Annotated in this window: 27 protein-coding genes; 10 read left to right on the top strand and 17 right to left on the bottom strand. The window is 39.2% G+C overall.

All coding sequences use genetic code 11. The annotated features are described in order from the left end of the window. Window positions 1-7: 7 nt before the first annotated feature. From AM608_RS04125 to AM608_RS04115, 3 genes are all read right to left on the bottom strand, one after another. Window positions 8-1,378: a pitrilysin family protein gene (locus AM608_RS04125; protein WP_053580856.1), complete on the bottom strand. Its 1,371-nt coding sequence runs from the start codon at window positions 1,376-1,378 to the stop codon at window positions 8-10. A gap of 10 nt (window positions 1,379-1,388) precedes the next feature. After that, window positions 1,389-2,657, bottom strand: a complete 1,269-nt coding sequence (locus AM608_RS04120) for a pitrilysin family protein (protein ID WP_053580855.1) — start codon at window positions 2,655-2,657, stop codon at window positions 1,389-1,391. 97 nt (window positions 2,658-2,754) lie between these two features. Then, complete coding sequence (locus AM608_RS04115) at window positions 2,755-4,122, bottom strand: TlpA disulfide reductase family protein (protein ID WP_053580854.1); 1,368 nt, start codon at window positions 4,120-4,122, stop codon at window positions 2,755-2,757. 319 nt (window positions 4,123-4,441) lie between these two features. On the opposite strand from AM608_RS04115, the gene panD reads away from it, so the two are divergent. Further along, window positions 4,442-4,792 (top strand): aspartate 1-decarboxylase, encoded by a 351-nt coding sequence (gene panD, locus AM608_RS04110; protein ID WP_002672875.1) that lies wholly within the window; start codon window positions 4,442-4,444, stop codon window positions 4,790-4,792. Further along, window positions 4,789-5,742: a lysylphosphatidylglycerol synthase transmembrane domain-containing protein gene (locus AM608_RS04105; protein WP_009410721.1), complete on the top strand. Its 954-nt coding sequence runs from the start codon at window positions 4,789-4,791 to the stop codon at window positions 5,740-5,742. Before panD ends, AM608_RS04105 begins: the two co-directional genes overlap by 4 nt. A 78-nt stretch (window positions 5,743-5,820) precedes the next feature. On the opposite strand, the gene rimM is transcribed toward AM608_RS04105, so the two are convergent. Beyond that, on the bottom strand, window positions 5,821-6,354 hold the full coding sequence (gene rimM, locus AM608_RS04100) for a ribosome maturation factor RimM (protein WP_053580853.1): 534 nt from the start codon (window positions 6,352-6,354) through the stop codon (window positions 5,821-5,823). Between the two features lie 4 nt (window positions 6,355-6,358). Beyond that, window positions 6,359-6,910: a 30S ribosomal protein S16 gene (locus tag AM608_RS04095; RefSeq protein WP_053580852.1), complete on the bottom strand. Its 552-nt coding sequence runs from the start codon at window positions 6,908-6,910 to the stop codon at window positions 6,359-6,361. A gap of 152 nt (window positions 6,911-7,062) precedes the next feature. Between AM608_RS04095 and AM608_RS04090 the strand changes: the two genes are divergently transcribed. Further along, window positions 7,063-8,091, top strand: coding sequence for a low specificity L-threonine aldolase (locus AM608_RS04090; protein WP_012796892.1), 1,029 nt, complete (start codon window positions 7,063-7,065; stop codon window positions 8,089-8,091). 4 nt (window positions 8,092-8,095) lie between these two features. On the opposite strand, the gene hemE is transcribed toward AM608_RS04090, so the two are convergent. From hemE to AM608_RS04050, 8 genes are all read right to left on the bottom strand, one after another. Further along, window positions 8,096-9,121 (bottom strand): uroporphyrinogen decarboxylase, encoded by a 1,026-nt coding sequence (gene hemE / locus AM608_RS04085; protein ID WP_053580851.1) that lies wholly within the window; start codon window positions 9,119-9,121, stop codon window positions 8,096-8,098. A 74-nt stretch (window positions 9,122-9,195) separates the two neighbouring features. Next, window positions 9,196-9,945, bottom strand: a complete 750-nt coding sequence (gene tpiA, locus AM608_RS04080; RefSeq protein ID WP_009420925.1) for a triose-phosphate isomerase — start codon at window positions 9,943-9,945, stop codon at window positions 9,196-9,198. A gap of 250 nt (window positions 9,946-10,195) precedes the next feature. Next, window positions 10,196-11,287 carry a redox-regulated ATPase YchF gene (gene ychF, locus AM608_RS04075; RefSeq protein WP_002672862.1) on the bottom strand — a complete coding sequence of 364 codons (1,092 nt, stop codon included), beginning with the start codon at window positions 11,285-11,287 and terminating at the stop codon, window positions 10,196-10,198. 79 nt (window positions 11,288-11,366) lie between these two features. After that, window positions 11,367-12,308, bottom strand: a complete 942-nt coding sequence (locus tag AM608_RS04070) for a nitronate monooxygenase family protein (protein ID WP_053580850.1) — start codon at window positions 12,306-12,308, stop codon at window positions 11,367-11,369. 3 nt (window positions 12,309-12,311) lie between these two features. Continuing rightward, window positions 12,312-12,731: a VOC family protein gene (locus tag AM608_RS04065; RefSeq protein ID WP_053580849.1), complete on the bottom strand. Its 420-nt coding sequence runs from the start codon at window positions 12,729-12,731 to the stop codon at window positions 12,312-12,314. Between the two features lies 1 nt (window position 12,732). Then, window positions 12,733-13,089 carry an MmcQ/YjbR family DNA-binding protein gene (locus AM608_RS04060; RefSeq protein WP_053580848.1) on the bottom strand — a complete coding sequence of 119 codons (357 nt, stop codon included), beginning with the start codon at window positions 13,087-13,089 and terminating at the stop codon, window positions 12,733-12,735. A 97-nt stretch (window positions 13,090-13,186) separates the two neighbouring features. After that, window positions 13,187-14,671 carry a cellulose synthase family protein gene (locus AM608_RS04055; RefSeq protein WP_009410730.1) on the bottom strand — a complete coding sequence of 495 codons (1,485 nt, stop codon included), beginning with the start codon at window positions 14,669-14,671 and terminating at the stop codon, window positions 13,187-13,189. Between the two features lie 131 nt (window positions 14,672-14,802). Continuing rightward, window positions 14,803-15,315 carry an NUDIX domain-containing protein gene (locus tag AM608_RS04050; protein ID WP_009410731.1) on the bottom strand — a complete coding sequence of 171 codons (513 nt, stop codon included), beginning with the start codon at window positions 15,313-15,315 and terminating at the stop codon, window positions 14,803-14,805. 340 nt (window positions 15,316-15,655) lie between these two features. On the opposite strand from AM608_RS04050, the gene AM608_RS04045 reads away from it, so the two are divergent. From AM608_RS04045 to mraY, 7 genes are all read left to right on the top strand, one after another. Then, on the top strand, window positions 15,656-16,912 hold the full coding sequence (locus AM608_RS04045; RefSeq protein WP_053580847.1) for a dihydroorotase family protein: 1,257 nt from the start codon (window positions 15,656-15,658) through the stop codon (window positions 16,910-16,912). Next, a complete protein-coding gene (locus AM608_RS04040; RefSeq protein WP_053580846.1) occupies window positions 16,902-17,648 on the top strand; it encodes an alpha/beta hydrolase in 747 nt (248 codons plus the stop codon). Before AM608_RS04045 ends, AM608_RS04040 begins: the two co-directional genes overlap by 11 nt. A 3-nt stretch (window positions 17,649-17,651) precedes the next feature. After that, window positions 17,652-18,551, top strand: a complete 900-nt coding sequence (locus AM608_RS04035) for an ion transporter (RefSeq protein ID WP_053580845.1) — start codon at window positions 17,652-17,654, stop codon at window positions 18,549-18,551. Then, window positions 18,541-19,455, top strand: a complete 915-nt coding sequence (miaA, locus tag AM608_RS04030) for a tRNA (adenosine(37)-N6)-dimethylallyltransferase MiaA (RefSeq protein WP_053580844.1) — start codon at window positions 18,541-18,543, stop codon at window positions 19,453-19,455. Before AM608_RS04035 ends, miaA begins: the two co-directional genes overlap by 11 nt. A gap of 42 nt (window positions 19,456-19,497) precedes the next feature. After that, window positions 19,498-19,632 (top strand): hypothetical protein, encoded by a 135-nt coding sequence (locus AM608_RS12690; protein WP_256379125.1) that lies wholly within the window; start codon window positions 19,498-19,500, stop codon window positions 19,630-19,632. A 113-nt stretch (window positions 19,633-19,745) separates the two neighbouring features. Next, the gene (locus AM608_RS04025) at window positions 19,746-20,444 is read left to right on the top strand and encodes a hypothetical protein (protein ID WP_053580843.1); all 699 of its coding nucleotides are present in this window, start codon (window positions 19,746-19,748) and stop codon (window positions 20,442-20,444) included. Between the two features lie 33 nt (window positions 20,445-20,477). Further along, entirely contained in the window at window positions 20,478-21,713 is a 1,236-nt protein-coding gene (gene mraY / locus AM608_RS04020) for a phospho-N-acetylmuramoyl-pentapeptide-transferase (RefSeq protein ID WP_009410740.1), read from the top strand. A gap of 83 nt (window positions 21,714-21,796) precedes the next feature. Here the strand turns inward: mraY and AM608_RS04015 are convergent, their stop codons facing one another. The 4 genes from AM608_RS04015 to AM608_RS04000 are packed head-to-tail and all read right to left on the bottom strand — an operon-like array spanning window position 21,797 to window position 25,273. Further along, complete coding sequence (locus tag AM608_RS04015) at window positions 21,797-22,966, bottom strand: MalY/PatB family protein (protein WP_053580842.1); 1,170 nt, start codon at window positions 22,964-22,966, stop codon at window positions 21,797-21,799. A 60-nt stretch (window positions 22,967-23,026) separates the two neighbouring features. Then, complete coding sequence (gene murA, locus AM608_RS04010) at window positions 23,027-24,337, bottom strand: UDP-N-acetylglucosamine 1-carboxyvinyltransferase (RefSeq protein ID WP_053580841.1); 1,311 nt, start codon at window positions 24,335-24,337, stop codon at window positions 23,027-23,029. Beyond that, complete coding sequence (locus tag AM608_RS04005) at window positions 24,324-24,986, bottom strand: DUF4290 domain-containing protein (protein WP_002672843.1); 663 nt, start codon at window positions 24,984-24,986, stop codon at window positions 24,324-24,326. Before AM608_RS04005 ends, murA begins: the two co-directional genes overlap by 14 nt. Further along, window positions 24,983-25,273 (bottom strand): DUF493 family protein, encoded by a 291-nt coding sequence (locus AM608_RS04000; RefSeq protein ID WP_009410743.1) that lies wholly within the window; start codon window positions 25,271-25,273, stop codon window positions 24,983-24,985. The genes AM608_RS04005 and AM608_RS04000 overlap by 4 nt, the downstream gene beginning before the upstream one ends. Between the last annotated feature and the right edge of the window lie 250 nt (window positions 25,274-25,523).

Raw genomic sequence — 25,523 nt, 5'->3', positions numbered from 1 at the left:
TTTTTTACTAAATTGCTTCCCCATACTTATCAAAATACTTCACAGAGATTTTTTTCCCGTCAAAGCTAATATTTTCAAGCTCTTTTGCTATCTCACTACCTTTGCCTACAATGATGATTCTGAAGTTTTCTAATAGGAAATAACTATTAGCAACTCGCTGTACGTCTTCTTTGGTTACTGCATTGATGTTCGCAATATAGTTCTTGTAAAAATCTTCGGGTAGGTTACACACTTTTATATTGATAGCGTAATTGGCAATCGTCTGCGGACGCTCGGTAGCCAGTACAAACTGACCCAAGTATTGTGCTTTGGCTTGTGCCAACTTTTCTTCACTCACTATGGTAGTTTGTATGCGCTTCACTTCTTTGAGTATCTCCCTAATAGCAGGTGCTGTCACAGCATTTCCTACTTTGGTCTTGATGCTGAAACTGCCTTTTGTCCATTTATCTGTTTTGAAAGTAGAAAAAGCACCATAAGTATATCCGTGTTCTTCCCGCAAATTCATATTGATATAACTGCCAAAATCTCCACCTAAAATACTGTTAGCTACCAATAGAGGAAAGTAATCAGGGTGCGACATTTTTAGGTCGATGAGGTTCGTAACCCTTATTTCCGATTGTACCGCGCTAGGCAAGTCTATAAAGTTGATTTGTGTTTCACTTACATTTTCAGGGATATATAAGGCAGGAGCTTCTTCTGAAAAAGGTTGCCAATCAGCGAAATGTTCGTTTACCAAAGTAATTACCTCTTCGGGCTTTACATCACCTGTAACAACCAAATAGGCGTTGTTAGGTACAAAACGTTTGCGGTAATAGTTAGTTACATCGTCTAAGGTGAGGGCAGCGATGTGAGCTTCGGTAATGTATTCGCCGTAAGGGTGAGCCGTACTGTACCGTAATGTTTGTTGTACGCGCTTCATAATTACTTCGGCATTACTCTCATTGGCACGAATACTTTGGATAATGCGCGCTTTTTCTTTTTCCATATCCTCTCCGGTGAAGTTAGGGTGCAGGGCTGCATCGGCAATGAGAGCCAACACACGTGGGAAATACTTAGAGAGTACTTGGGCATAAACGCCATTAGAAGCGATAGAGAGAGTCGCTGCGAGATAGTCTATTTCCTCATTAAAATCGTCTTTACTGATAGAGGTAGAGCCATTGCCCGCCATTAGCGAAATAAGGTCAGCAATCCCTTTCTTTTCTTTTTCTAATTCCGGACATTCGTCTAATGAGAGGCGAATTCCCACTTGAGGAAGTTTATGGTTCTCCACGATAAGGAGAGTGAGTCCGTTCGGGAGGGTATGAGTAACAGGAGTCCCTAAATTAATGATAGGAGCAGCTCCTGGGGTGGGTTGTATAGAGCGGTCTATATGTGTCATTTTTGTTTACTTATAGATTTGAAGGTAAATAATTGAGGTCTAAACGTTGACTTTTGTCCAAATACTTGCGTGCAGCCTCTCTGATATCCTCTCGGGTAATAGCGCGGTAATGGTCTATAGCCTTGTTAATAAGGTTAGTGTCTTTGTAAAAAGTATAGTTATCTGCCAAAGAGAGGGCAATTCCTTCCATATGGCTATTTTGAGCCACAAAGTTAGCCTCTATCTGGTTTTGTAACTTTTCATATTCTCGCTCACTGATGAGTTCGGTTTGTAGTCTTGTAATTTCTTCGTCCATTTCTTGTGCCAAAGTTTCCAAACTCACACCGTCCATAGGGAGTGCTCCCATTATATAAACGCCATAATCTTCTTGAGCGTCCGAAAAAGCCAATACCTGCAAAGCTGTTTGATGCTCGTCTATCATCTTTTTGTAGAGGCGAGCACTCTTTCCATCGGTGAGAATGTTAGAAAGCAAGTCGATAGTAAACGAATCTTTGTCCGTCATTGCGGGAGTGCGATAGGCATATAGTTTCAGTGGGATTTGTATATTAGGGTCGTATTCGGTTACCTCAATAGTTTCAGTGATAGGAGATTCTTCTATTTTGTTGCGTTGTATAGCATCACCTGTATTAGGAATGGTCGCAAAGTATTGTTCTATCCATTCTTTGGTCGGTACCGTATCGAAATCGCCTGCCACCACCAGTACAGCGTTGTTAGGGTTGTAGAACTTCTTCTTAAATGCGATAAACTCTTCTAAGCTTGCAGCGTCTAAATGTTCCACTTTTCCAATTACTGTTCCCGAATAAGGGTGTTTTTTAAAAAGGTATGGATTGATAGCTGAGCGGTACATTATTCTGCCGTAAGGTGTATTGTCTATACGTTGGTTTTTCTCTTCTTTTACCACTGAATTTTGAGTCCTTACTCCAATCTCATTAATAACAGGGTGCAACATACGTTCGGATTCCATCCACAAGCCTAATTGCAGGTTGTTAGAAGGGAAAACTTCGTAATAATACGTTTTATCTTGTGTTGTAAAAGCATTGTTATGTCCACCATTTGCCGATACAATATCAAACCATTTGCCACGTGCTATATGCTGAGTGCCTTCAAAAAGGAGATGCTCAAAGAAGTGGGCAAAGCCAGTGCGGGTAGGGTCTTCGTCTTTGGCGCCTACGTGATACATTACTCCTATGGTAACCACAGGAGCTGAGTTATCTCGGTGAAGAATCACGTGTAGTCCATTAGAGAGGTCGTATTCTTCAAAAATGAGAGATTGAGCCATAGTTAATTAGTCGATTTGTCAATGAGATAATTAGAAAAAAACTTTGCTAAAGTCTGTATGGCTTTAGCAAAGTTGTTCAATATGAAAAAAGTATTTGTTATAAATTCGCGTTGATAAGTTCTTTTACCTTAGCATCTGATGGTTTAGGTGCACTAATGCTAATGATTTTACCATTCTTTACTAACATAAAACGAGGGATACCGCTTAGGTCGTAGTTATCTATGAAATCGCGGTTCATACTTAGGTTAGTATATAGTTGGATACCACTCAGCTTCTCACGTTGTACGGCAGCTTTCCAAGCCTCTTTGTCTTGGTCTACTGAAATACTTACAAAAGTAACTGGTTTGCCTTTGTATGCTTCTTGTAAAGACTTCATACTTGGTATTTCTTTTATACAAGGTTTACACCAAGTTGCCCAAACGTCGATGTAAAGCAATTTGTCTTTAAGACTTTCATAAGATACTGGTTTGCCATTCAAATCTTCAGCTGTAAAAGGAGGAAAATCCATGCCAGGTTTTAGTCTTTCAAGTACCGCTATACGTCTGTCTAACTCTTTTAAGGCGGCAGTGTCTTTCACGTTTTCTTTGATACTTTTGATGAGTTCAGCATTTTCTTCAGGAGTGTTAGCTACTGAAACTCCACTGATAAAATAACGAGTAAGGTCTGCTTTAATATTTTTAGATTTCAGACCTTTTACGTGTGCGATGAGTTTACCCCAAGGGTTTTCGTCGTTTTCGTTATCTTGAAACTTATCGAATAGTTTATTAGTAACCAATTCTTTGTAAGCTCTGTAGGTATTATAATCTTCAGCAATATCATAATCTATCTTAGCTAGCTCATCAGCAAACTCTTTAGGAAGTGTTACCTCTTCTTGAGTAAGTTTTTGGTGCGCATTTTGGTAAATAGATTTTAGGTAAAGCATTTCGTAGTTAATAGCCTTTTCCTCTTTTTTAACGAAGTCTTTAGAGAGGTTCTTAGTGTTTTTCAAAAGGTCAGTATACTTTTTGCTATACTCATTTACGGCTGTTTTAAATTCTGCAGGTGCTTTAACTAAAAGTTGTTGCATACCACCACTTTTCTGAATTTCCATTGTAAGGTCAGCTTTCTTGTGCAAATAAGCATTTGCAAGCGTATCTTTGCCCGAGAACTTTATTTCTAAAGGCATCTTAGTGAGGTCGATATTAACCCCAAGTTCGTCTCCTTGCTCCAAATACAACGGAATTTCTATTCCCTGAGGATTGAAAATAGTATAGTAATTAGAAGGTACGCGAAGCGTGTCTTGAAAAGTACCATCGGGTTTGATATGCAATGGCTGGTCTACTTCACCACCTATTATCTTCAGCTCCAAAGGAATCCCATTAGTGCCTTCTACTTTTCCTGAAAGCACTATATAATCAGCTCGTTTACTACAAGCTACAAAGCCTATTGCGGCTAACGACAAAATAAATAGTTTTTTCATCATCATTTGTAAAATATAATTAGGAGGCAAAGGTAAGAATATTTTTTAGTAAACAAGCACTTTCTTTCTATTTTTTTTCTATTGTAATTTATGCAAAATAAATCTTTCTAACTAAAAACTGAGAATGATAATCTCATTTATATAAAATTACTATTCTTTAAGATGTTGAATATTAAACTTATAAATACTCTTTGTATAACAATCGTCCAAGGTTTGTATAAGCTAAGGATAGGGCAGAGGTAAGCATAATTTTTTTCTTTCTTACACTGTTTTCAATTTTTTAACGTACATTTGCGCCGTTTTTTAAAACAATACAAATATAAATATGCAAATAGAAGTATTAAAATCTAAAATTCACCGCGTTAAGGTTACAGGTGCCGATTTAGATTATATCGGAAGCATTACCATTGACGAAGATTTGTTGGAGGCAGCTCAAATGATTGAGGGAGAAAAGGTGTCGATTGTAGATGTTAATAATGGCGAACGCTTCGAAACTTATATTATTAAAGGGAAAAGAAAATCAGGTGCTATTGTACTGAATGGTCCTGCTGCTCGTAAAGTGCAAAAAGGTGATATCATCATCATCATATCCTACGCTTTAATGGATTTTGAAGAAGCTAAAACTTTTAAGCCTTCTATTATCTTCCCTAATGAAACAACCAACCTAATCGAATGAAAAAGTTCTTAAAGATAGCCCTTCCGATATTTGTAGGCGTTTTCTTGTGTTGGTATGCTTATCGCCAATTTAACGAAGAGCAGTTTGTCCAAATAAAACACACTTTTCTAAACGCCGATTACTTCTATATCATTTTGGCTGTTTTTTTAGGATTTTTAAGCGACCTCTCTCGAGCCATACGTTGGCATTTGTTGCTAAAACCTTTGGGGTACCGCACAGCTTTCTTACATAGAGCAATGGCTGTGTTCATTGGTTATTTGGTGAATGTAACCATACCGCGTTCGGGCGAGGTCTCTCGTGCCTTAGTAGTAAGCAATTACGACGGAGTCCCTTTCGAGAAATCATTAGGCACTATCATCTCCGAACGAATTATCGACCTGCTTTTACTTTTCCTATTCACTATGCTTGCTTTCATTCTCCAATTCGAGGTTATAAGCAACTTTCTTCTTTCCAAAATCCCTTTCCAAAAACTAATGTGGTTAATGGGTATAGGAGGTTTTTCGTTTATAGTTTTTTTGTATTTCATTTACACTTCCGATAAACCTTTTTTTATCAAGGTAAAAGTCTTTTTAAACGGAATAAAGGAAGGAATCCTATCAGTCGTAAAAATAAAACATAGAACACTATTTCTTTTTCATACTCTTTTTATTTGGGCAATGTACTTTTTGATGTTCTATATTCCGTTTTTTGCCCTACCCGAAACCACACATATCAGTTTACCCAATGTGCTTACAGCTTTTGTGGTGGGTAGTTTTGCAATGACCTTCACCAATGCAGGCTTTGGTTCTTATCCCTTTTTTATTGCCGAAGTACTATTTTTGTTTGGAGTAGCTACTCCTGTGGGTACAGCCTTTGGTTGGATTGTATGGACGTCACAATTTGCTATGACGCTTTTATTGGGAAGCCTTTCATTCTTCTTTCTTCCCTTGTTGAAGAAACATAATCCGTAGATTTTTCTTATTAAGGTAAATAAAATAAGGTTATCAAAACAGTTTTTGATAACCTTATTTTATATTTTATGCTTGTACTTAATTTTCTAAATACAAATCAATAAGCCCTTCTGGGGTTTTTACAATAATTTTCTTGTGGGCTCTATCTATCTTCTCAATAAACTCATCAGCCATAGGAATAAGTATCTCATTTCCGTTCTCATTCTTAATTTCAAATAACGCTTGAGAAGTACTGTCGTTTATTCCAACTATTTTCCCTACTACTCCGTAGTGCATATCTTCCACCTGAAACCCTATCACTTCGTGGTAATAAAACTTATTCCCCGATAGTTTAGGCAATACCGCAAGAGGTAAATATACTTTGTGTCTCAATAGAGCTTCTGCATCAGCCTCAGTTTCTATCTCTTCAAACTTCACGCGCAATAAATCCGACTTGTGTAAAGTGCTCTTTTCAATAAAAAAAGGAACCAGATTATTGCCTAAGGCAATAAATACTGATTCCATTTCTTCATACATTTCAGGGTCGTCGGAATCTAACTTAATTAGCACCTCGCCCTTAAAACTAAACTTCGACACAATTGTTCCTATATAAAAACAATCTTTTAAAGTCATAGGGTTATGCCTCAGTTTCGTTATTTTCTTCAGCAGGAGCTTCAGCTTCGGTAGCTTCCGTAGCTTCCGTAACCTCTTCGGTTGCTTCAGCTGTTGCTTCGGTAGCTTTAGCTACAGCAGCGTTCTTGCGTTTCTCATTAGCTTCTTTTTCAGCGTCCAAAGCCTTTGCTTTTGCTTCAGCTTTCTCTTTAGCTAATTTTTGCTCTTTTGTAGATACTTTGTTAGCTTTCTCTTCTACCCAAGCATTGAACTTAGCCTCTGCTTGTTCTTCGGTCAAAGCTCCTTTGGCAACTCCACCAAGCAAGTGGTATTTAAGCAATACCCCTTTGTAAGAAAGAATACGACGTGCTGTGTCACTAGGTTGTGCTCCGTTTTTCAACCATTTTACAGCTGCATCTACATCTATTTCAATCTGAGCAGGATTGCTAACAGGATTGTAAGTTCCTAACTTTTCAAGGAATTTACCATCTCTTTTTGCACGTGAATTAGCAGCCACAATCCAATAGAAAGGCTTGCCTTTTTTTCCGTGACGTTGTAATCTAATTTTTACTGGCATAAAAAATTTAATTAGTGAGGTTCACGACCTCGTTATTAATTCGGGCGCAAAAGTAATAAATTTTTTCATATTCACAACGTTCTTACATAAAAAAGTTTTACTTTTGCATTCTGAATTCGTAATAGTAGCTCTCTATTACCTTTGAACAAACTATGAAAATATCATTTAAAAACGACTATTCCGAAGGGGCTCACCCTTCTATTTTAAACCGAATGTTAGAAAGCAACCTCGAACAACAACAAGGATATGGTTGCGATACTTATACTACTAAAGCAAAAGCTCTTATTGCCGAAAAACTAAATAATCCTCAAAGTAAAATATATTTCGTAAGCGGAGGTACACAAGCCAATCTCTTAGCATTAGGAGCAATGTTACGTCCTTATGAAAGCGTTATTACTTGCGAAACCTCTCATATTTGCGATAGCGAAACGGGAGCTATCGAAGCTACCGGACATAAAATACACATAACTCCTGCAATAGATGGCAAAATACAACTTGATGATATTCGTGAAGTAGCAACTTGTTACACCAATTTTCCTCATCAAGTAGTGCCCCGATTAGTATACATTTCCAATGCTACCGAATTAGGCTCTATCTATACGCTTCAAGAATTAAAAGATTTGTACCATCTGTGTCAAGAACTGAACCTCTTACTCTATATCGATGGAGCGCGTTTAGCTCACGCTCTCAATGCTTCTGGCAATGATATTACTTGGGAAGATTTAGCTCGTTATACCGATGCTTTCTATATAGGAGCTACTAAAAATGGGGCAATAATGGGAGAAGCAATTGTTTTAAACAACCCTGAACTTCAATTGGGCTTTGAGTACCATATCAAACAAAAAGGGGCTTTACTTGCCAAAGGAAGGTTTCTCGGCATACAGTTCTTGGAGCTTTTCCAAAATAATTTATTTAATGAATTAGCTCTTCACGCAAATGCTCAAGCTAAACGTATACAAGACGCTTTTATAGAAAAAGGAGTACACTTCTTGTCGCATACTCCTACTAATCAGGTGTTCCCTATTCTCACTAATGAGCAAGTAGCTCTTCTCCAAAGGCAATTCGATTTTTATATATGGAAGAAAGTCGATGAAACCCATACTGCCATACGTCTTATCACTTCTTGGGCTACTAAACCAGAAAATGTAGATATTCTCATTAATGCTATTAAAAAACTATAGCTTTTTATAAGCGATAGGATTTTACTGCCTCTACAAAAGCAATAGCGTTTTCTACGGGCACATTAGGTAAGATACCGTGCCCTAAGTTAGCGATATAATGGTCTTTTCCAAAAGCATTTATCATCTCTTTCACCTTCTGTTTGATTTCGGTAGGAGGTGCTAAGAGTCGTGAGGGGTCGAAGTTACCTTGTAATACTTTTTTACCTCTTGTAAGTTCGCGCGCTATTTCAGGGGCGCACGTCCAGTCCACACCCAAAGCAGCTACATTAGAAGTTGCCATTTCAGGCAAAGCATACCAACAGCCTTTTGCGAAGACAATCACTTTGGTAAAAGGAGCAAGAGCTTCTACTATTTGGTTGAGGTATTGCCACGAGAATGTGCGATAGTCGTCAGGAGCTAACACTCCCCCCCAGCTATCAAAAAGCTGTACGGCATCTACCCCTGCTTTTACTTTTTCTTTTAGGTAAAGAATCGTTGTGTCAGTAATCTTTTGCAATAAGCTGTGTGCTACCGAAGGCTGCGTAAAACAAAGCTCCTTAGCCGTCGAAAAATCACGTGAACCTGAGCCTTCCACCGCATAACAGAAAATCGTCCAAGGCGAACCCGCAAAGCCAATTAAGGGCGCACGATTGTTTAGCATTTGCTTAGTGAGCTTTACTGCCTCCATTACGTAGCCCAAACGCTCTTCAATATTAGGCACAATTACTTGTTCCACATCTTTAGCTGTACGGATAGGCTTAGGCAACCACGGTCCCACGCCTTTTTTCATTTCTACTTCTATATTCATAGCCTGAGGCACTACCAATATATCCGAAAACAATATCGCAGCATCTACCCCTACTATATCTACCGGTTGTACGGTGATTTCCGCAGCCAGCTCCGGTGTCTGACAGCGCGTAAAGAAGTCGTATTTATCGCGTAAAGCTCTAAATTCGGGCAAATAGCGTCCTGCTTGACGCATCATCCACACAGGCGGTCGTTCAGTAACCTCACCGCTGAGTACTCTCAAGAATAAGTCGTTTTGTATCATATTTTAATTTACATAAAGAAGACTGCCCAAGAACAAAGTTCATTGGACAGTCGTTATAAAAGGAATAATAACTTTTAAATGCTTTTGATAATAGTAACAAAATCATCAGCTTTAAGGGCAGCTCCACCTATGAGTCCGCCATCTACATCTTCTTTTGCAAAGATTTCTTTTGCATTATCCGGTTTTACACTACCTCCATACAAGATAGATACTTTATCAGCAACCCCTTTGCCGTATTTGTCAGCAATAGTTTTACGAATAAAGTGATGAATTTCTTGTGCTTGGTCAGGAGTAGCGGTTTCGCCTGTACCAATAGCCCATACAGGTTCGTAAGCCAATACAATATGTTGCCAAGCCTCAGCAGGCAAGTGGAACAAACCATTTTTGATTTGGCTACCTACCACATCAAAGTGCTTATTAGCTTTGCGGTCAGCTAACTCTTCACCAATACAGAACACTACACGCATATTGTGTTTAAGGGCTGTGTTCACTTTTTTAGCTAAACTCTCATCAGTTTCGTTAAAGTAAGCACGGCGCTCAGAGTGTCCTAAAATAGTAGTTTTTACCCCAATACTGCCTAACATTTCAGCCGAAATTTCTCCCGTGTAAGCACCGTTTTCAGCAAAGTGCATATTTTGCGCAATTACTTCGATGTGGCTACCTTTTACTGCTTCTACAGCTGGAATAAGGTTTACAAAGGTAGGGGCAATCATTACCTCAGCATTTGTTTGAGGTACTTTTTTCAATAGGTCGGAAATAAGTGCTAACGACTTGTTAAGGTCGTTGTTCATTTTCCAATTCCCTGCTACAATTTTTTTTCTCATATAATGAACTTTTTATTTTCTAACATCTCGGCAAAGATATAAATAATTTACCAATTAGCAAAATTACTGATGAATACTACTAACGAATTACCTAATTAGCTAATTTATATTGTTTCTAATAGAATATTGCCATATCTTTGCCTCGTCTTTTAAAAGCGATTGCTTTTCAAGCACAAAGTTGAACCATAAAGATTATTTAATTTAGAATTATTTTTGTCGGTAAGCGATGGGAATCTGCTTACCGGCTTTTTTATACGTTAAAGCGGAAGTGCATAATATCGCCGTCTTTCACGATATATTCTTTACCTTCCACGCGCATTTTACCAGCTTCTTTTACTTTAGCCTCACTGCCATAAGTAATAAAATCATTATAAGCGATTACCTCAGCACGAATAAATCCTTTCTCAAAATCGGTGTGAATTACCCCTGCGGCTTGAGGGGCAGTGTCTCCTTGATGAATCGTCCACGCACGCACTTCTTTTACCCCTGCGGTGAAATAAGTTTGTAGGTTCAGCAGGTGATAAGCTGCACGAATGAGTTTAGAGGCTCCTGGTTCTTCTAAACCTATATCCTCCAAGAACATTTGGCGTTCTTCGTAACTTTCCAATTCGGTGATGTCAGCTTCAGTGGCTACTGCCAATACAATCACTTCGGCATCTTCACCTTTTACGGCATCTTTCACTTGTTCCACATAAGCGTTCCCATTTTTAGCCGATTTTTCATCTACATTGCACACATATAGCACAGGCTTGGTAGTGAGCAGTTGGAAGCTGTCCAGCAATTCTTTTTCTTCATCGCTTACTTGCACGGCACGAGCCGAAACACCCGTGAGCAAAGCCTCCTTTACACGGTTGAGCAAATCCATTTCTTTCGCCGCTTTCTTATCGCCTGCTTTCGCTGCACGCGTTACTTTCTCCAAGCGTTTTTCAACCGTTTCAAGGTCTTTTAACTGCAATTCTATATCAATAGTTTCTTTATCGCGTATAGGGTCTACACTCCCATCAACGTGTACGATGTTGTCATTCTCAAAACAACGCAATACGTGAATAATCGCATTACACTCACGTATATTTCCCAAAAATTGGTTACCCAAACCTTCGCCTTTACTGGCGCCTTTTACCAGTCCAGCTATGTCTACAATCTCTACCGTTGCAGGCATTACACGCTCAGGTTTTACAAGGCTTTCGAGTTTCTCTAAACGGGGGTCAGGTACGTTTACAACACCCAAGTTGGGCTCTATAGTACAAAAAGGGAAGTTAGCACTTTGTGCTTTAGCATTTGATAAACAATTAAATAAAGTAGACTTCCCCACGTTGGGCAGTCCTACAATTCCTGCTTTCATATATATTTATTGTATAATTTTAGGGTGCAAAAGTACGGTAAATAACAATAATGACAAATATTCTAATAATACTATTTTATCAATGAGGTAATTTCTTAATACTTCTCCTGTATTCCATCACCATCTCGTCAATTACTTCTTTTACGCTTTGCACTTGGGTAATGAGACTCGCTACTTGCCCTATTTCTAATTCGCCTTGTTCTACGTCTCCTTCAAACATTCCTTGTTTGGTACGGCGATTACCTACTAAGGCTTTAAGGTTTTCGACAGTAGCTTGCTGAGTGTTGTAGAGCTCTTTTACTTCCTTATAGAAGCCGTTTTTAAGCAAACGTACAGGAGCTAATTCCTTTAACGTAAGTTCTGTATCACCTTCGCCAGCTGCTACTATTCTTTCTTTAAAATTAGGGTGTACAGAAGCCTCGGTAGTAGCTACGAACCTGCTGCCTATCTGTACCCCTTCGGCACCTAAGGCAAGGGCAGCAAGCATTCCGCTACCTGTAGCAATTCCCCCTGCAGCAATGAGAGGAATATCTAATACTTTGCGCACAGCAGGAATGAGCACCATTGTGCTAGTTTCTTCACGTCCGTTGTGACCGCCCGCTTCAAAGCCCTCAGCTACCACAGCATCTACGCCGGCAACTTGGGCTTTAAGAGCAAACTTACTACTGCTCACTACGTGAGCTACTTTTATGCCTTCTTTTTGCAATAAAGATGTATAGGTAGCCGGATTTCCTGCCGAAGTAAATACAATCTTTACCCCTTCGCGCAAAATCACTTCAATAGCTTTGTCCATTTCGGGGTACATAATAGGAATATTCACTCCAAAAGGTTTATCGGTAGCCACTTTACACTTACGTATGTGTTCTGCAAGGGTTTCGGGGTGCATAGAGCCTGCGCCCAATAGTCCTAAACCGCCTGCATTGCTCACTGCTGAAGCCAATCGCCAACCACTTGCCCATATCATTCCTCCCTGAATAATAGGATATTGAATATTAAAAAGTTCTGTAATACGTGTTTTCATTGTCTACAATTTAAGATTGTTATTCTCATCGAACTCCCAAAAAGGATTATAAGCGACTTCAAACACATAACCGTCTAAATCTTTAAAGTAACCGCTATAGCCACCCCAAAATACTTTTTGAGCAGGTTTTATTATAGTTGCTCCTAATTCTTTAACTTTGGCTAATACAGCGTCTACTTCCGCTTCCGAGGTAGCATTGTAGCTGATAGTCATTCCTGCAAACGAACTTGGCTCATAAGGCAAAGTAGTATCTTCTGAAAGTTCTTCTAAGGGGTAAAGCCCCAATACGATGCCTCCCAAAGGAAAAAGAGCATAGTCGTTCATACTTTTATCTGATTTTTGCCAACCTAAGCCTTCGTAGAAACTAAGGGCTTTTTGAAAATCGCGAACGCCCAAAGTAATCAAAGTAAATTTTTGTTTCATACTATTGATTTGTTAAAAGTTCTTTCTCTTTTTTAGGTACTTTGGCGAGTACTTCTTCGTAAGAATGTTGTACCATTTCTTCAATAAGAGTGGGAGGGAGGCTCTCTACCAAAACTGTATTCCAAAGTTTTTTGTTTAAGTGATAGCCTGCTACAATCTTTTCAGGATATTGCTCACGAAGCTCCAAAGCGCGCTCAGGGTTGCATTTGAGACTTGCCCTCAAAGGGACGCTTTCTAAATTCGTAAGCACAAATATCCTCCCACAAATGCGAAAAGCCAATATGTCCTCGCCAAAAGGCATATCTTCAGTAGTATGTGGTAAGGACAAACAAAAATCTCTGAAAGTTTCTAAGTTCATTGTTTTAGGTAAGAGATAAGATAAAAGGGTTGCCTATTATTCAAGACAACCCTTTATTTTATACATTCATTTGCTAATTTACAAATATACTAATCAATTAAGCTTTTGAGGTAAGTGATTTGAAGAATACAAATCCAAAACCTAGGGTAAGCATACAGTGGAATGGGAACATACCAAAGTCGTTAAGACGAACGGCACTGTATAATCCAAAGAGGAAATACAACATTAGTAAGAATTCTACTATCATATTAGGCGATAGTTTGGTATTGATGTATTTGTTGTTTTTCCAGCTATCGGAAAGTGCATTGATATTGAATTTAGGGGTACGCACAAACTCACTGCGTTTACCTGTGTGTCCTTCGAGTACTGCAACAGTGTTATGGAAAGAGAAACCTAAGGCTACTGAGAAGAACGTTACAAACAGTTTGATGTAGTTTAAAAAGTCGTCGAAGGTCTTTCCTTGCAGGTTCTTATAAGTAAACCAATAGCAAATAAACAAGATAACAGTACTGATGATAAAGAAACTAGTAATGTGGAATATCCACGCTAAATGTCCGTATTGGTTTTTGATGTACAACATAGGGATACTAAGGACTGATACCACAAATACCCATAAGAACATAGAGCTATTGAGGAGGTGCATTACCCCGTGAAATTTGGTTTTCCAACCTATGTTTTTAGCTGCTAATACACGGCTTACTGTTTTACGGAAGTTCTCAGCCCCTCCTTTGTTCCAACGGAACTGTTGAGAGCGTGCTGCTGAAATAACTACTGGAAGCTCGGCAGGAGTTTCTACATCTTCCAAATATTTGAATTTCCAATTTTTTAATTGAGCGCGATAACTGAGGTCGAGGTCTTCGGTAAGGGTGTCGCCTTCCCAGTTACCTGCATCGTAAATGCACGCTTTACGCCAAATACCTGCTGTACCGTTGAAGTTAATGAAATATCCTTTAGAATTACGCCCTACTTGTTCAAGAGTGAAATGGACATCAAGAGCGAGAGCTTGTATTTTAGTAAGGATAGAATAATTGCGGTTGATGTGCCCCCAGCGAGTTTGTACTACGCCTATTTCAGGGTCTTTGAAGTATACTACCGTACGTTTGAGCCAATCGGGTTGAGGCATAAAGTCGGCATCAAAGATGGCAACAAAATCACCTTTGGCAATAGCTAACCCTTCTTTAAGAGCACCAGCCTTAAAGCCTTCGCGATTGGTGCGACGAATGTGCTTAATATCCAAGCCTGTAGCTTGTAGTTCTTTTATGATTTCAGCGGTTTCGGCTACTGATTCGTCGGTAGAGTCATCGAGCACTTGAATTTCGAGTTTGGTACGAGGGTACTCCAATTTTGCGATATTTTCGAGCAAACGACGTACTACATACTTTTCGTTGTAAAGTGGTAGCTGGATGGTTACGTACGGAATCTCCTTAGGGTCAAGCAAGTTAAACTTAGGAGCCTCGTCGTTTTGTTTGCGATGTTTGAGATAGTTCAGTAGCAAACTAAGCATTGAAAGGCTATATAAGAAAATGCCTACTAATGCTGTACAATAGATAATAATAATCGCGTAATTGATAATTGTTGCCATAAATTATTGTTTTATGTTCTTTCTTTTAGATTTTGCAAATGTACGTGTTTTTTTGAAAACACCAAGCAAAAAAGAAATTATTTTTTAAGAAATCTCTCTTTTTTATAAACTAATAAACTGTATATCAATAATTAGCTTTGAAGTTGTTTTATGACTGTACGCACTGATATAAAACCAATTTCTTCTTCTCGAATATCTTTAAGAGCAATCCACCGGAGCTCTTTTATTTCATCGGGGGCTACAATATGTACTTCTTCGGCTTTGAGTTCGCATTCGAAAAAGATATCCATAGTGCGGTAGGGTACATTTTTGTACAGATAATTATTGGGGTAGGTGGTGATGAAGCGCAGTTGCTCGGGTTTGATGATGAGTCCCATTTCTTCTTTTACTTCGCGACAAGCTGCTTCTTGAGCCGTTTCATTAGGGTCGATAAAACCGCCTGGGAGGTCGAGTTTTCCTTTGTCGGGGTTCATATTGCGGACTGTAAATAGTATTTTATCTTTATGCTTAAACACTACTGCTACCGCGGCGGCAATATTGTGGAAATAGGTAAAACCGCAATCGTGGCACAAAAAGCGCACGTTATTGGGAAATTCGATGTTTGTAGAAGTACAATTTGGGCAATGTTTAAATATGCTTTCCATAGTTTTTGGGTGTTTTTTAATTAGGTGAGTGTTGAGATAACAGATTTTTAAGGTTAGAAAAATATTCTGTATACCTATCTTGGACAAACCTTATACGAATCTTGGACGAATCTTGGACGATAGCTATACGTGCGGTATTACTGTGTAAAGGGTGTTTTGTAGAAAAATTTTCTACACCTTATAGGGATTCACTTATAAAAATAACTTTTTGTACTTGTTGTCTTTTTTTATTAGGCGACAAATGTACTAATTTTTGTTATCTGAAAAAAATAATTTGTAAAAATAGTTTTTAATTGTTTTTTTAGTTGTACCTTTGCAGAGAAATTAAAAGCGTAATTCTATGGATATATTACTCAAGTCGGCAAAGATTATTGATGAAGAGAGTGCCTATCACGGTGCTGTAAAAGATATTTTAATTTCAGATGGGGTTATTAAGCAGATATCCAATCATATTGCTGCCGAAGGGGTAGATAAGGTACTGGAAAACACTTGTATATCAAAAGGTTGGACGGATAGCAGTGTTTGCTTTGGCGAACCAGGCTTTGAAGAGCGGGAGACCTTAGAGAATGGAATGCTTACAGCACAGAGAAGTGGTTTTACACACGTGCTCGTTAATCCGCTTACTCACCCCGTAGCCGACAACAAGCAAGCTGTAATGTATATCAAAGAAAAAACGAAGCATTTTGCTACTACCGCTCACCCTATTGGGGCACTAACGGTAGAAAGCAAGGGGGAATTTCTTGCCGAGCTTTACGATATGCAAAATGGAGGGGCTGTGGCTTTTGGTGATTATAAGAAGCCTATACACAACAGCAACCTGCTGAAAATAGCCTTGCAATATACACAGCCTTTCGGTGGTATTGTTATTTCTTTTCCTAACGATGCTAAAATTATGGGTAAAGGTGTGGTGAATGAGCACATAGAAAGCACCCGATTAGGACTAAAAGGCATTCCTGCTTTGGCTGAAGAACTGTGTGTAGCGCGTGATTTGGCTATATTAGAATACGCAGGGGGGAAGTTACATATTCCTACTATATCCACAGCAAAATCGGTAGCGCTTATTGAGGAGGCAAAAAACAAAGGATTGGACGTGACTTGTAGCGTAGCTATCCATAATATTCAGTTTACTGATGAGGTTTTAGAAGGGTTTGATACTAATTACAAGGTGTTGCCCCCTTTGCGCGATACTGAAAATGTGAAGGAGCTAAGAGACGCCTTACAAAGAGGAGCGATAGACTTTGTTACCTCTGACCATAATCCGTTGGACATAGAACTCAAATTTAAAGAGTTTGACCTTGCCTCGTTTGGAACTATTGGGCTGGAGAATGTGTGGGGTGTGCTGAGTCAGTATACAACTGTTGAAAGAGCGGTAACACTGCTTACCTCGGCGCGCAAACGTTTTGGGATACCTACTACGCCCATAGCTGAAAATACAGAAGCTGACGTTACTATCTTTACTCCCGAAGGAGAGACTGTTTTTACCAAAGAGATGATATTATCGGCTTCAAAGAATAGTGCTTTTATAGGTGCGACGATGAAAGGAAAAGTATTGGGGATTATTGCCCACAGACAAGAAATATTGAACGATGCAGTTTAAGAAATGTCTTACCTTTGTTATAGGGAGCTTGATTTTATTATTTACAAACTGTTACTTTAAAACAAAGAAAAAAACAATGGAAACACATAAAAAACTACCTTTAGAATACGTAATTCGCGAACCACAGGTAAGGACTAAACGTTCGCCTGTAATATTTATGTTGCACGGTTATGGGAGCAATGAGGAAGACCTTTTCTCATTTGCTGATGAATTACCCAAAGAATACACGATTATATCATTGCGTGCGCCCTATAATTTAACCTCATTTGGTTATGCGTGGTATATGATTAACTTTGATGAAGACCAAGCCTATTGGAGCGATAATGAGCAGGCTATTGAATCGCGTGAGTTAATAATGAAATGTATTGATGAGGCTTGTAAGGTATATGATTTGGATACGAGAAACATAAACCTCTTAGGATTCAGTCAGGGGAGTATATTGAGTATGGCTATTGCGATATCTTATCCTAAGAAAATACGCAGAGTAATAGCACTGAGTGGTTACTTAAATGAGGATATCTTGAAAGACGGATATAAGAAAGAGAACCATTCGGCTACGCACTTTTACGTATCGCACGGCACCAGTGACCAAGTAATACCTGTGGAATGGGACAGGAAAACACCTGAGTTTTTAAAATCAATAGGGGCTAAATGCACTTATGAAGAGTTTCCGATAGGGCACGGTGTATCACCACAAAACTTTTATTCATTCCGTGAATGGCTTAGTAAATATTGATTTATGGACAAAGCAACACTTAAATCAGAATATAATATATTCAAGCAAAAGGCTTATATTATTATTTATGGGACGAATACACGCTTAGGTAAACTATTTGACCTTGTGCTGTTGTCGCTCATTACTATCAGTGTGATAATGGTAATGCTTGAAACCGTAAAGGGTGTTGACTACCATTTGCACGGTTTGTTAGTGTTTATGGAGTGGGTGATAACCGTTTTCTTCTCACTTGAATATATCTTGCGTATTATTACCAATAAAAAGCCTTATAGATATATTTTTAGTATGTATGGCATTATAGACCTCATTGCCATTTTGCCGATGTACATATCGTTCTTCGCTCCTGGTGCAAAGGCAATATCAGTAGTGAGGGCTTTGCGCTTATTGCGTATTTTCCGTATCTTGGATTTAGCGAGTTTTATGAAGCAAGGGGAGGAGCTGAAAATGGCTTTGCGCACTAGCCGAGACAAAATTCTTATCTTCATTTATTTCATATCGGTGATTTGTATACTCTTAGGGTCAGTAATGTATGTAGTGGAAGGACACCAGAACGGGTTTAGCAGTATCCCACGCGGTGTTTACTGGTGTATTGTAACAATGACTACCGTAGGCTTTGGAGATATAGCTCCGCAAACTACATTGGGACAGCTGATAGCTTCGTTTGTAATGATATTGGGTTATGGCGTTATTGCGGTACCTACGGGTATTGTTACTGCTGAATATACCCATATGAAAAAGAAACATTCTATTGAGGGGAGCAAAAAGCAACACGAAGAGAATGAGGTTGCTGGAAAATTGGTTTGCAAACAATGTTCTTTTGACAAACATTTGCAGGGGGCTAAATATTGTAGCCAATGTGGTGGTGAGTTAATACTCCAAAAGAACAATCACGATGAAGCATAAAAAAATACTTTTGAGTGTGGTAGGACCTACTGCTATTGGGAAAACGCGAATGGCTATAGCCTTAGCACAACACTTCGGTACTGAAATCATCTCTTGCGACTCACGTCAGTTTTTTAAGGAGCTTTCAATAGGCACAGCTGTTCCTTCGTCCTATGAATTAGCTCAGGCAAAGCACCATTTCATTCAGCATAAATCTATTTTTGAGCCTTATTCGGTAGGTGATTTTGAGCGCGATGCTATTAGCTTGCTCAACACACTTTTTAGAACTCACGATGTGGTAGTAATGGTAGGAGGAAGTGGACTTTATGCTAATGCAGTGCTCAGTGGGTTAGATGATTTTCCTGAAACCGATGAACAGATAAGAAAAGAGCTGAATGCGCAGTATAAAGCAGAAGGCATTGTTTTTTTGCAACAAAAGCTAAAAACTTTAGACCCTGTGCAATACGAGAAAATAGATACAAATAATCCGCAACGAATGATACGTGCCTTAGAAGTATGTATGGTAGCAGGGAAGCCTTATTCGTCTTTTTTAAACAAAAAAGAAACGATGAGAGACTTTGAGAGCATACAAGTAGGACTTACGGCAGAGCGAGAGGTGCTTTACAATCGCATTGATGAGCGAGTAGAGCAAATGCTTGAAGGTGGGTTGCTTATAGAAGCACAAGATATGTATCCGCACAAGGAACTCAATGCCTTGCAGACAGTAGGCTACAAGGAGTTATTTGCTTTTTTTGAAGGGAAGACCTCGTTTGGTTTTGCGATAGAGGAAATTAAGAAGAACACTCGTCGATTTGCTAAGCGACAATTTACGTGGTTTCACAAAGATAGTTCCATACATTGGTTTGATTACAGGACAACGGTGGAGGAAGTTCTTCAGAAAACCACAATGCAGAAATGCCAATAATACCAAATTAATGACAGAGCGAGGTCGTAGCACAACAGGCAGGTGCGAGCCGCACAGGCAGTCGTAGCACGACAGGCAGATAGAGAAAAGACGAACAAAAGACGAACAAAGAACGAACAAAGAACGAACAAAGAACGAACAAAGAACGAAGGAAAGGCGAAGTTAAAACAAACCTAAGAAGGAGGATAGAGGAAGATATTTTGAAGTAAAAAAGGTACGTTTGATTTGAGGAATGATAGAAGTATTGTAAAAAATATTATCTTTGCCCCGAAATTTGTAATTGATAACTAATGAAAAAACTGATTTTATTAGCTTTTGTGCTACAGGCATTGCAATCTTGTAGTGTAACAAATACCTTTACATTTCATAAAGATGCTACCATTTCTACGGATATGGCAGTAGATATGAGTGAAATGCTCGCTATGCAAGCGAAGGCAAAACAAGGAGAAAACAGTTTGAAAAACGTTAATATGCCCGAATTTCCAAAAGAATGGCAATCGGTTTACGACTTTCAAAAAACAGTAGAAAAGGATAGCATTCCTGCTGATAAAGCTGAATTGCTGAAACGTGCAGCTATTAAAGGACTTTTTAAAGACAATAAGGAAGTAGGTTTTCAGGTTAGGTTCGACCATTTTGCGCCTGAAGAATACGCTTCTATCACCGCCGCTATTGGTAGAGGGACACGCAATAACAACCCTCTGAGTATTTCGGCTTTTAAATGGGACGGCAAGGAGTTGCGCATCAATATCGCTGCTTTGGAACAAAATACAGATGATGAAGAGCAAGCAGAGCGCGTAGCACAGATGAAGAAGATGTTTAATATTGATATCAATAATACGCTTGTATTCGAGGGCAAAATAAAGAAGATAAAAGGCAAACACCCTTATATTGAGAAAATAGATGCTCATACCGTGAAAATTGATTTAAAAGCCGCTGATGGCAAAAAGAAAAAGAGACGCGATAAAGAGATTATAATCGTTATCAAATAGTTCTTATCTCTTACCATTTAACTATTATTTAAAATGTTATATTATTTATTAGAATATCTTGAAAAATATTACGACTTTCCAGGGTCGGGGCTTTATAAATACTTATCGTTTCGCGCAGGTTTAGCTTTAATGCTTTCCTTGCTTATTTCTACCATCTATGGGAAGCGTATTATTCGCCTCCTACAACGCAAACAGATAGGCGAAACGGTGCGAGACTTAGGGCTTACGGGGCAGAATGAGAAAGCAGGCACTCCTACTATGGGGGGGATTATCATTATTCTTGCCACGCTTATACCTGTACTGCTGTTGGCTAAGTTAGATAACGTATATACCCTATTGCTACTCATCACTACTGTGTGGATGGGAGCCATTGGCTTTATCGACGATTATATCAAGACTTTCCGCAAGAATAAAGACGGACTGAAAGGACGTTTTAAAATATTAGGACAAATAGGCTTAGGAATTATCGTAGGGGCGACGCTCTATTTTAATGATAATGTAACTATTAAGAGTGAGAAAACAGGTATTGGACGAACACGTACTGAAGTAGTAGCAGAAACAGCCACAGAGAATTTTGTTCCAGAAGTGAAATCGACGAAAACTACTATTCCGTTTGTGAAGAATAACGAGTTTGACTATGCTGACCTCATTGCGTGGGCAGGAGATAATTATCATCATTATGTGTGGCTGGTATTTATTCCTATTGTGATTCTTATTGTTACAGCAGTTTCTAACGGAGCGAACCTTACTGATGGTATAGACGGATTGGCAGCGGGAAGCTCGGCTATTATAGTCCTGACATTAGGGTTATTTGCGTGGATTTCGGGTAACATTATCTTCTCGGAATACTTAAATATTATGTATATCCCAAGAGTAGGGGAGATGACGGTATTCATAGCCGCTTTTGCAGGAGCTTTGGTGGGCTTTTTGTGGTATAATACCTATCCTGCCCAAGTGTTTATGGGCGATACAGGAAGTTTGACCATAGGCGGGATTATAGCTGTGATAGCCATAGCAGTGCGCAAAGAACTCTTGTTGCCTGTGCTCTGTGGTATCTTCCTCATTGAAAACTTATCGGTGATATTGCAAGTAGTTTACTTTAAATATACGAAGAAAAAGTATGGTGAAGGTAGACGTATCTTCTTGATGTCGCCTTTACACCACCATTACCAAAAGAAGGGATATCACGAGAGTAAAATAGTGATGCGCTTTCTTATTGTAGGGATTTTCTTAGCGGTGATTAGCATTGTAACGCTGAAATTGAGATAAGAGCTCAATTAAAAGCTTGGATATATTGGAGAATAGAAATGTGAAAAGCGCCTAAATAATCTAATTATTTAGGCGCTTGACTTTTATATTGAAGTTATTGCGTCTTTGAGTTGAGCTAAGGCTTGCCTTACCACACTACGCGGACAAGCTAAATTGATGCGCATATAGCCATTGCCTTCTTCACCATAAATACTACCGTCATTTAAGGCTAAGTGCGCCCTATTGGTACATAGAGCGACTATATCTTTTTGGTTGAGCTGTAACGCACTGAAATCAATAAACACTAAATAAGAGGCTTGAGGTATGATGGCTTTTAGTTGAGGTATGTTTTCCTTGATATAACTTACCACTTCATCAATATTACCTTGAACGTAGGTGAGCATTTGTTGTAACCATTCTTCGCCTTTGTTATAGGCTGCTACAACGGTATTAAAAGCAAAGACATTGCCCGCAGCCAATTCGTTCCCTTCTACATAGCTTTCGAAGCGACGACGCAGGGTAGGATTAGCAATTACCGCATAAGAGGTAGCTAAGCCTGCCATATTAAAAGCCTTGCTGGGAGATGCAAATACAACGGAGTTCTGTTTAGCTTCTTCGCTTACTGAGGCAAACGGAATGTGCTCGTAGGGAAGTAAGGTAAGGTCGGCGTGGATTTCGTCAGCTACTATTATTACGTTGTTCTGAGCACAGATAGTTGCTACTTTTTTGAGTTCTTCGCGCGTCCATACACGTCCGCCAGGGTTATGAGGGTGACAGAAGAGGAAGAGTTTACAGCCTTTTATCTTCTTTTCGAAGAGTTTAAAATTGATATGATATTGCCCATCTTTTAGCTCTAATGGACAGTTTACTAATTCGCGATGGTTATTGCGGATTACCTGAGCGAAAGGATTATATACAGGTTGCTGAATCATCACCTTTTCACCACGCTGAGTAAATGCCTGTACTGCCATTGCCAAAGCAGGTACTACCCCAGGTACAAATGAAATCATTTCTTTGGTAATCGTCCACTTATGACGGCGCTTTTGCCAACTGATAATGGCTTCATACCAACTTTCGGGTTTCGCTGTGTAGCCAAACACTTCACATTCCATACGTTTTTTCATCACTTCCACTATGAAAGGAGGTGTTTTAAAATCCATATCGGCTACCCACATAGGAAGCAAATCGGTGCGTCCCCAGCGGGGGGCTAATGCCTCTAACTTGAGAGCATCGGTGTGTTTTCTGCAAACTACTTCGTCAAAATTATAATTCACTTTTTAATGATTAATGTTTAATGGTTAATGATTAATATGTTACGTGTTATCGAATATCTATTAGGAAACTCTTACTATTTGGGCACCGAGGGCTTTGAGTCGTCCGTCGATGTTTTCGTAACCACGGTCTATTTGTTCTATATTGTAAATGGTAGAGGTGCCTTTGGCTGAAAGAGCTGCAATAAGCAAGGCTATACCGGCACGAATATCAGGCGAGGTCATTAGGGTTGCGCGCAAAGGAGAACGGAAATCATTACCGATAACGGTAGCGCGGTGAGGGTCGCATAGTATAATTTTAGCACCCATATCTATGAGTTTATCGATAAAGAATAGCCTACTCTCAAACATCTTTTGGTGAATAAGCACTTCCCCACGAGCTTGGGTAGCGACTACCAATACGATACTGAGTAGGTCGGGGGTAAAACCAGGCCAAGGGGCATCGGCTACTGTTAGGATAGAGCCATCAATATAATTTTGGATTTCATAGCCGTTAGTATGAGCGGGGATATGAATATCGTCGTTTTTCTTTTCGAAGGTAATACCTAATTTCTGGAAGATAGTAGGCATAATACCCAAATGCTCCCAGCCTACATTCTTAATGGTAATTTCACTGCGGGTCATAGCAGCCAAGCCTATCCAACTACCTATTTCAATCATATCGGGGAGGATAGTGTGTGTACAACCCTCTAAGCGTTCTACCCCGTTGATAGTAACGAGGTTCGAACCGATACCTTGTATATCGGCTCCCATAGCGTTGAGCATACGGCAGAGTTGTTGTACATAGGGCTCGCAAGCTGCGTTATAAATAGTTGTAGTGCCTTCGGCTAATACGGCAGCCATAATAATATTGGAAGTACCCGTAACTGAGGCTTCTTCTAAAAGCATATAGCTTCCTTTTAGTTTCTTGGCTACTACGCTATAAGTAAAGTTATTCTCATCATATTCGAAGTGGGCACCTAATTTGATGAACCCTTCGAAGTGGGTGTCGAGGCGACGGCGACCTATTTTATCACCTCCCGGTTTAGGAATATAGCCTACTCCAAAACGCGTGAGCAGAGGACCTACTATCATAATAGAACCTCGCAGGGCTTGCCCTTCGGTATGAAAAGAATCAGACTTTAAATAGTCTATATTGATATCGTCGGCTTGAAAGCTATAAGTACCTTTCCCGAGCTTTTGGATTTTGACTCCTAAATTCTCGAGCAAAGAAATCAGTTTATTCACATCTTGAATATCGGGAATGTTGTGAATGGTAACTTTTTGGTCGGTGAGTAAAACCGCACAAAGTACTTGTAGTGCTTCGTTTTTAGCTCCTTGTGGTGTGATACTTCCTTTGAGGGTATGTCCACCTTCTATTTTAAAAACGCCCATTGTTATTTTTTTTATTGGTTGAGAATATTCTTTTGGCTTGCTGAGGTTGCGGTTGAGGAGTGCGTTTAGTTAGATTTTGCTTCGTGCGGATAAGGTCACGACTATTAGTAAGGTCTTCGTTAGCCTTTCTCAAATCAATTTGCCCGTTACTCAGTTCGTATAGATGTTCAAAAACTACACTATCGTCTACGCTTTCCTTATTCCAAGTGAGGAAGCATTTCTTCATATGGTTAGCGATAGAATACTCTAAAGCTTCACGTAGGTCGCCTTTTTCCCAATTTACGCAAGTGTTTATCATACGAATAATTACGTTGCCGTAGAAGCGGTAGCGGGGATGTGCTTGAGGGTATCTAAGTCTTTCGGGGTGTTTATGAAGTGTGGAAGGCGTGGGTTTTTCGTAAGGAGAATCGACGTCCAACTGAAAATCGGACATTATAAAAAGCTGGTCCCAAAGTTTATGTTGAAAATCAGGGACGTCGCGCAAGTGAGGGAATAAGTTTCCCATTACGGCGACGATACTTCGAGCCGTTTTATTACGTGTATCGCGGTCTTTAAGGAGTACCGCTTTTTCTATCATTTTTTGAATGTGTCGCCCGTATTCGGGGATGATTAAGTGAGGGCGTTCGGTGTTATATTCTAAGGTCGTCATAATGATAATATTCCTTTTACTTTACCTGCTTCTTTGTAATAGGCAATTACCTCATCGGGGTTTTTAACGGTAAGGCTTACCGAAACACCTGTGTACTTATCGTTAGACGATGGGCGTGTGGTGATTTCGGCATCGGTATTTTTGAATACCTCTTTGAGCTGATTGAGTTTGGCTTCATCAGTAGGTATTACGAATTTATAGAGATAACGAGTGGGGAAGAGCGAAGTCTCGATGAGTTCATTCTTTAAGCGCTCGTAAAATTCGGCTAATTCTTGTTCTGTTTTCATTGTAATATTTGCTTAATTATATGAAATGTAATATTGAGTGCAAAGGTACGAAAATAGTTGGAAAGAAAAAAGGAAAAGGTAAAAAAGTGTATTTAATGCTAATAATACTAATAATGCCAGAAATACCGATAATTAACTTTGCCAGTGGAAAATGAGAAAATGAGAAAATGAGAAAATGAGAAAATGAGAAAATGAGAAAATGAGAAAATGAGAAAATGAGAAAATGAGAAAATGAGAAAATGAGAAAATG

The organism is Capnocytophaga sp. oral taxon 323, assembly GCF_001278825.1.
Classification (GTDB): Bacteria; Bacteroidota; Bacteroidia; order Flavobacteriales; family Flavobacteriaceae; genus Capnocytophaga; species Capnocytophaga ochracea.
Note: the sequence above shows the minus strand (reverse complement) of the source record. Positions and strands in the feature narration are given on the sequence as shown.

Bases quoted from the DNA above. Each gene is read 5' to 3' on its own strand.
- AM608_RS04035 (WP_053580845.1), top strand. From the start codon at position 17,652: ATGGACAAAGCAACACTTAAATCAGAATATAATATATTCAAGCAAAAG.
- miaA (WP_053580844.1), top strand. From the start codon at position 18,541: ATGAAGCATAAAAAAATACTTTTGAGTGTGGTAGGACCTACTGCTATT.
- AM608_RS04050 (WP_009410731.1), bottom strand. From the start codon at position 15,315: ATGGAAAGCATATTTAAACATTGCCCAAATTGTACTTCTACAAACATC.
- AM608_RS04120 (WP_053580855.1), bottom strand. From the start codon at position 2,657: ATGGCTCAATCTCTCATTTTTGAAGAATACGACCTCTCTAATGGACTA.
- AM608_RS04000 (WP_009410743.1), bottom strand. From the start codon at position 25,273: ATGAAAACAGAACAAGAATTAGCCGAATTTTACGAGCGCTTAAAGAAT.
- murA (WP_053580841.1), bottom strand. From the start codon at position 24,337: ATGGGCGTTTTTAAAATAGAAGGTGGACATACCCTCAAAGGAAGTATC.
- AM608_RS04090 (WP_012796892.1), top strand. From the start codon at position 7,063: ATGAAAATATCATTTAAAAACGACTATTCCGAAGGGGCTCACCCTTCT.
- AM608_RS04105 (WP_009410721.1), top strand. From the start codon at position 4,789: ATGAAAAAGTTCTTAAAGATAGCCCTTCCGATATTTGTAGGCGTTTTC.
- AM608_RS04125 (WP_053580856.1), bottom strand. From the start codon at position 1,378: ATGACACATATAGACCGCTCTATACAACCCACCCCAGGAGCTGCTCCT.
- panD (WP_002672875.1), top strand. From the start codon at position 4,442: ATGCAAATAGAAGTATTAAAATCTAAAATTCACCGCGTTAAGGTTACA.
- AM608_RS04045 (WP_053580847.1), top strand. From the start codon at position 15,656: ATGGATATATTACTCAAGTCGGCAAAGATTATTGATGAAGAGAGTGCC.
- AM608_RS04070 (WP_053580850.1), bottom strand. From the start codon at position 12,308: ATGAAAACACGTATTACAGAACTTTTTAATATTCAATATCCTATTATT.
- AM608_RS04040 (WP_053580846.1), top strand. From the start codon at position 16,902: ATGCAGTTTAAGAAATGTCTTACCTTTGTTATAGGGAGCTTGATTTTA.
- AM608_RS04005 (WP_002672843.1), bottom strand. From the start codon at position 24,986: ATGACGACCTTAGAATATAACACCGAACGCCCTCACTTAATCATCCCC.
- AM608_RS04060 (WP_053580848.1), bottom strand. From the start codon at position 13,089: ATGAACTTAGAAACTTTCAGAGATTTTTGTTTGTCCTTACCACATACT.
- mraY (WP_009410740.1), top strand. From the start codon at position 20,478: ATGTTATATTATTTATTAGAATATCTTGAAAAATATTACGACTTTCCA.
- AM608_RS04065 (WP_053580849.1), bottom strand. From the start codon at position 12,731: ATGAAACAAAAATTTACTTTGATTACTTTGGGCGTTCGCGATTTTCAA.
- AM608_RS04025 (WP_053580843.1), top strand. From the start codon at position 19,746: ATGAAAAAACTGATTTTATTAGCTTTTGTGCTACAGGCATTGCAATCT.
- AM608_RS04095 (WP_053580852.1), bottom strand. From the start codon at position 6,910: ATGCCAGTAAAAATTAGATTACAACGTCACGGAAAAAAAGGCAAGCCT.
- rimM (WP_053580853.1), bottom strand. From the start codon at position 6,354: ATGACTTTAAAAGATTGTTTTTATATAGGAACAATTGTGTCGAAGTTT.
- hemE (WP_053580851.1), bottom strand. From the start codon at position 9,121: ATGATACAAAACGACTTATTCTTGAGAGTACTCAGCGGTGAGGTTACT.
- tpiA (WP_009420925.1), bottom strand. From the start codon at position 9,945: ATGAGAAAAAAAATTGTAGCAGGGAATTGGAAAATGAACAACGACCTT.
- ychF (WP_002672862.1), bottom strand. From the start codon at position 11,287: ATGAAAGCAGGAATTGTAGGACTGCCCAACGTGGGGAAGTCTACTTTA.
- AM608_RS04115 (WP_053580854.1), bottom strand. From the start codon at position 4,122: ATGATGATGAAAAAACTATTTATTTTGTCGTTAGCCGCAATAGGCTTT.
- AM608_RS04055 (WP_009410730.1), bottom strand. From the start codon at position 14,671: ATGGCAACAATTATCAATTACGCGATTATTATTATCTATTGTACAGCA.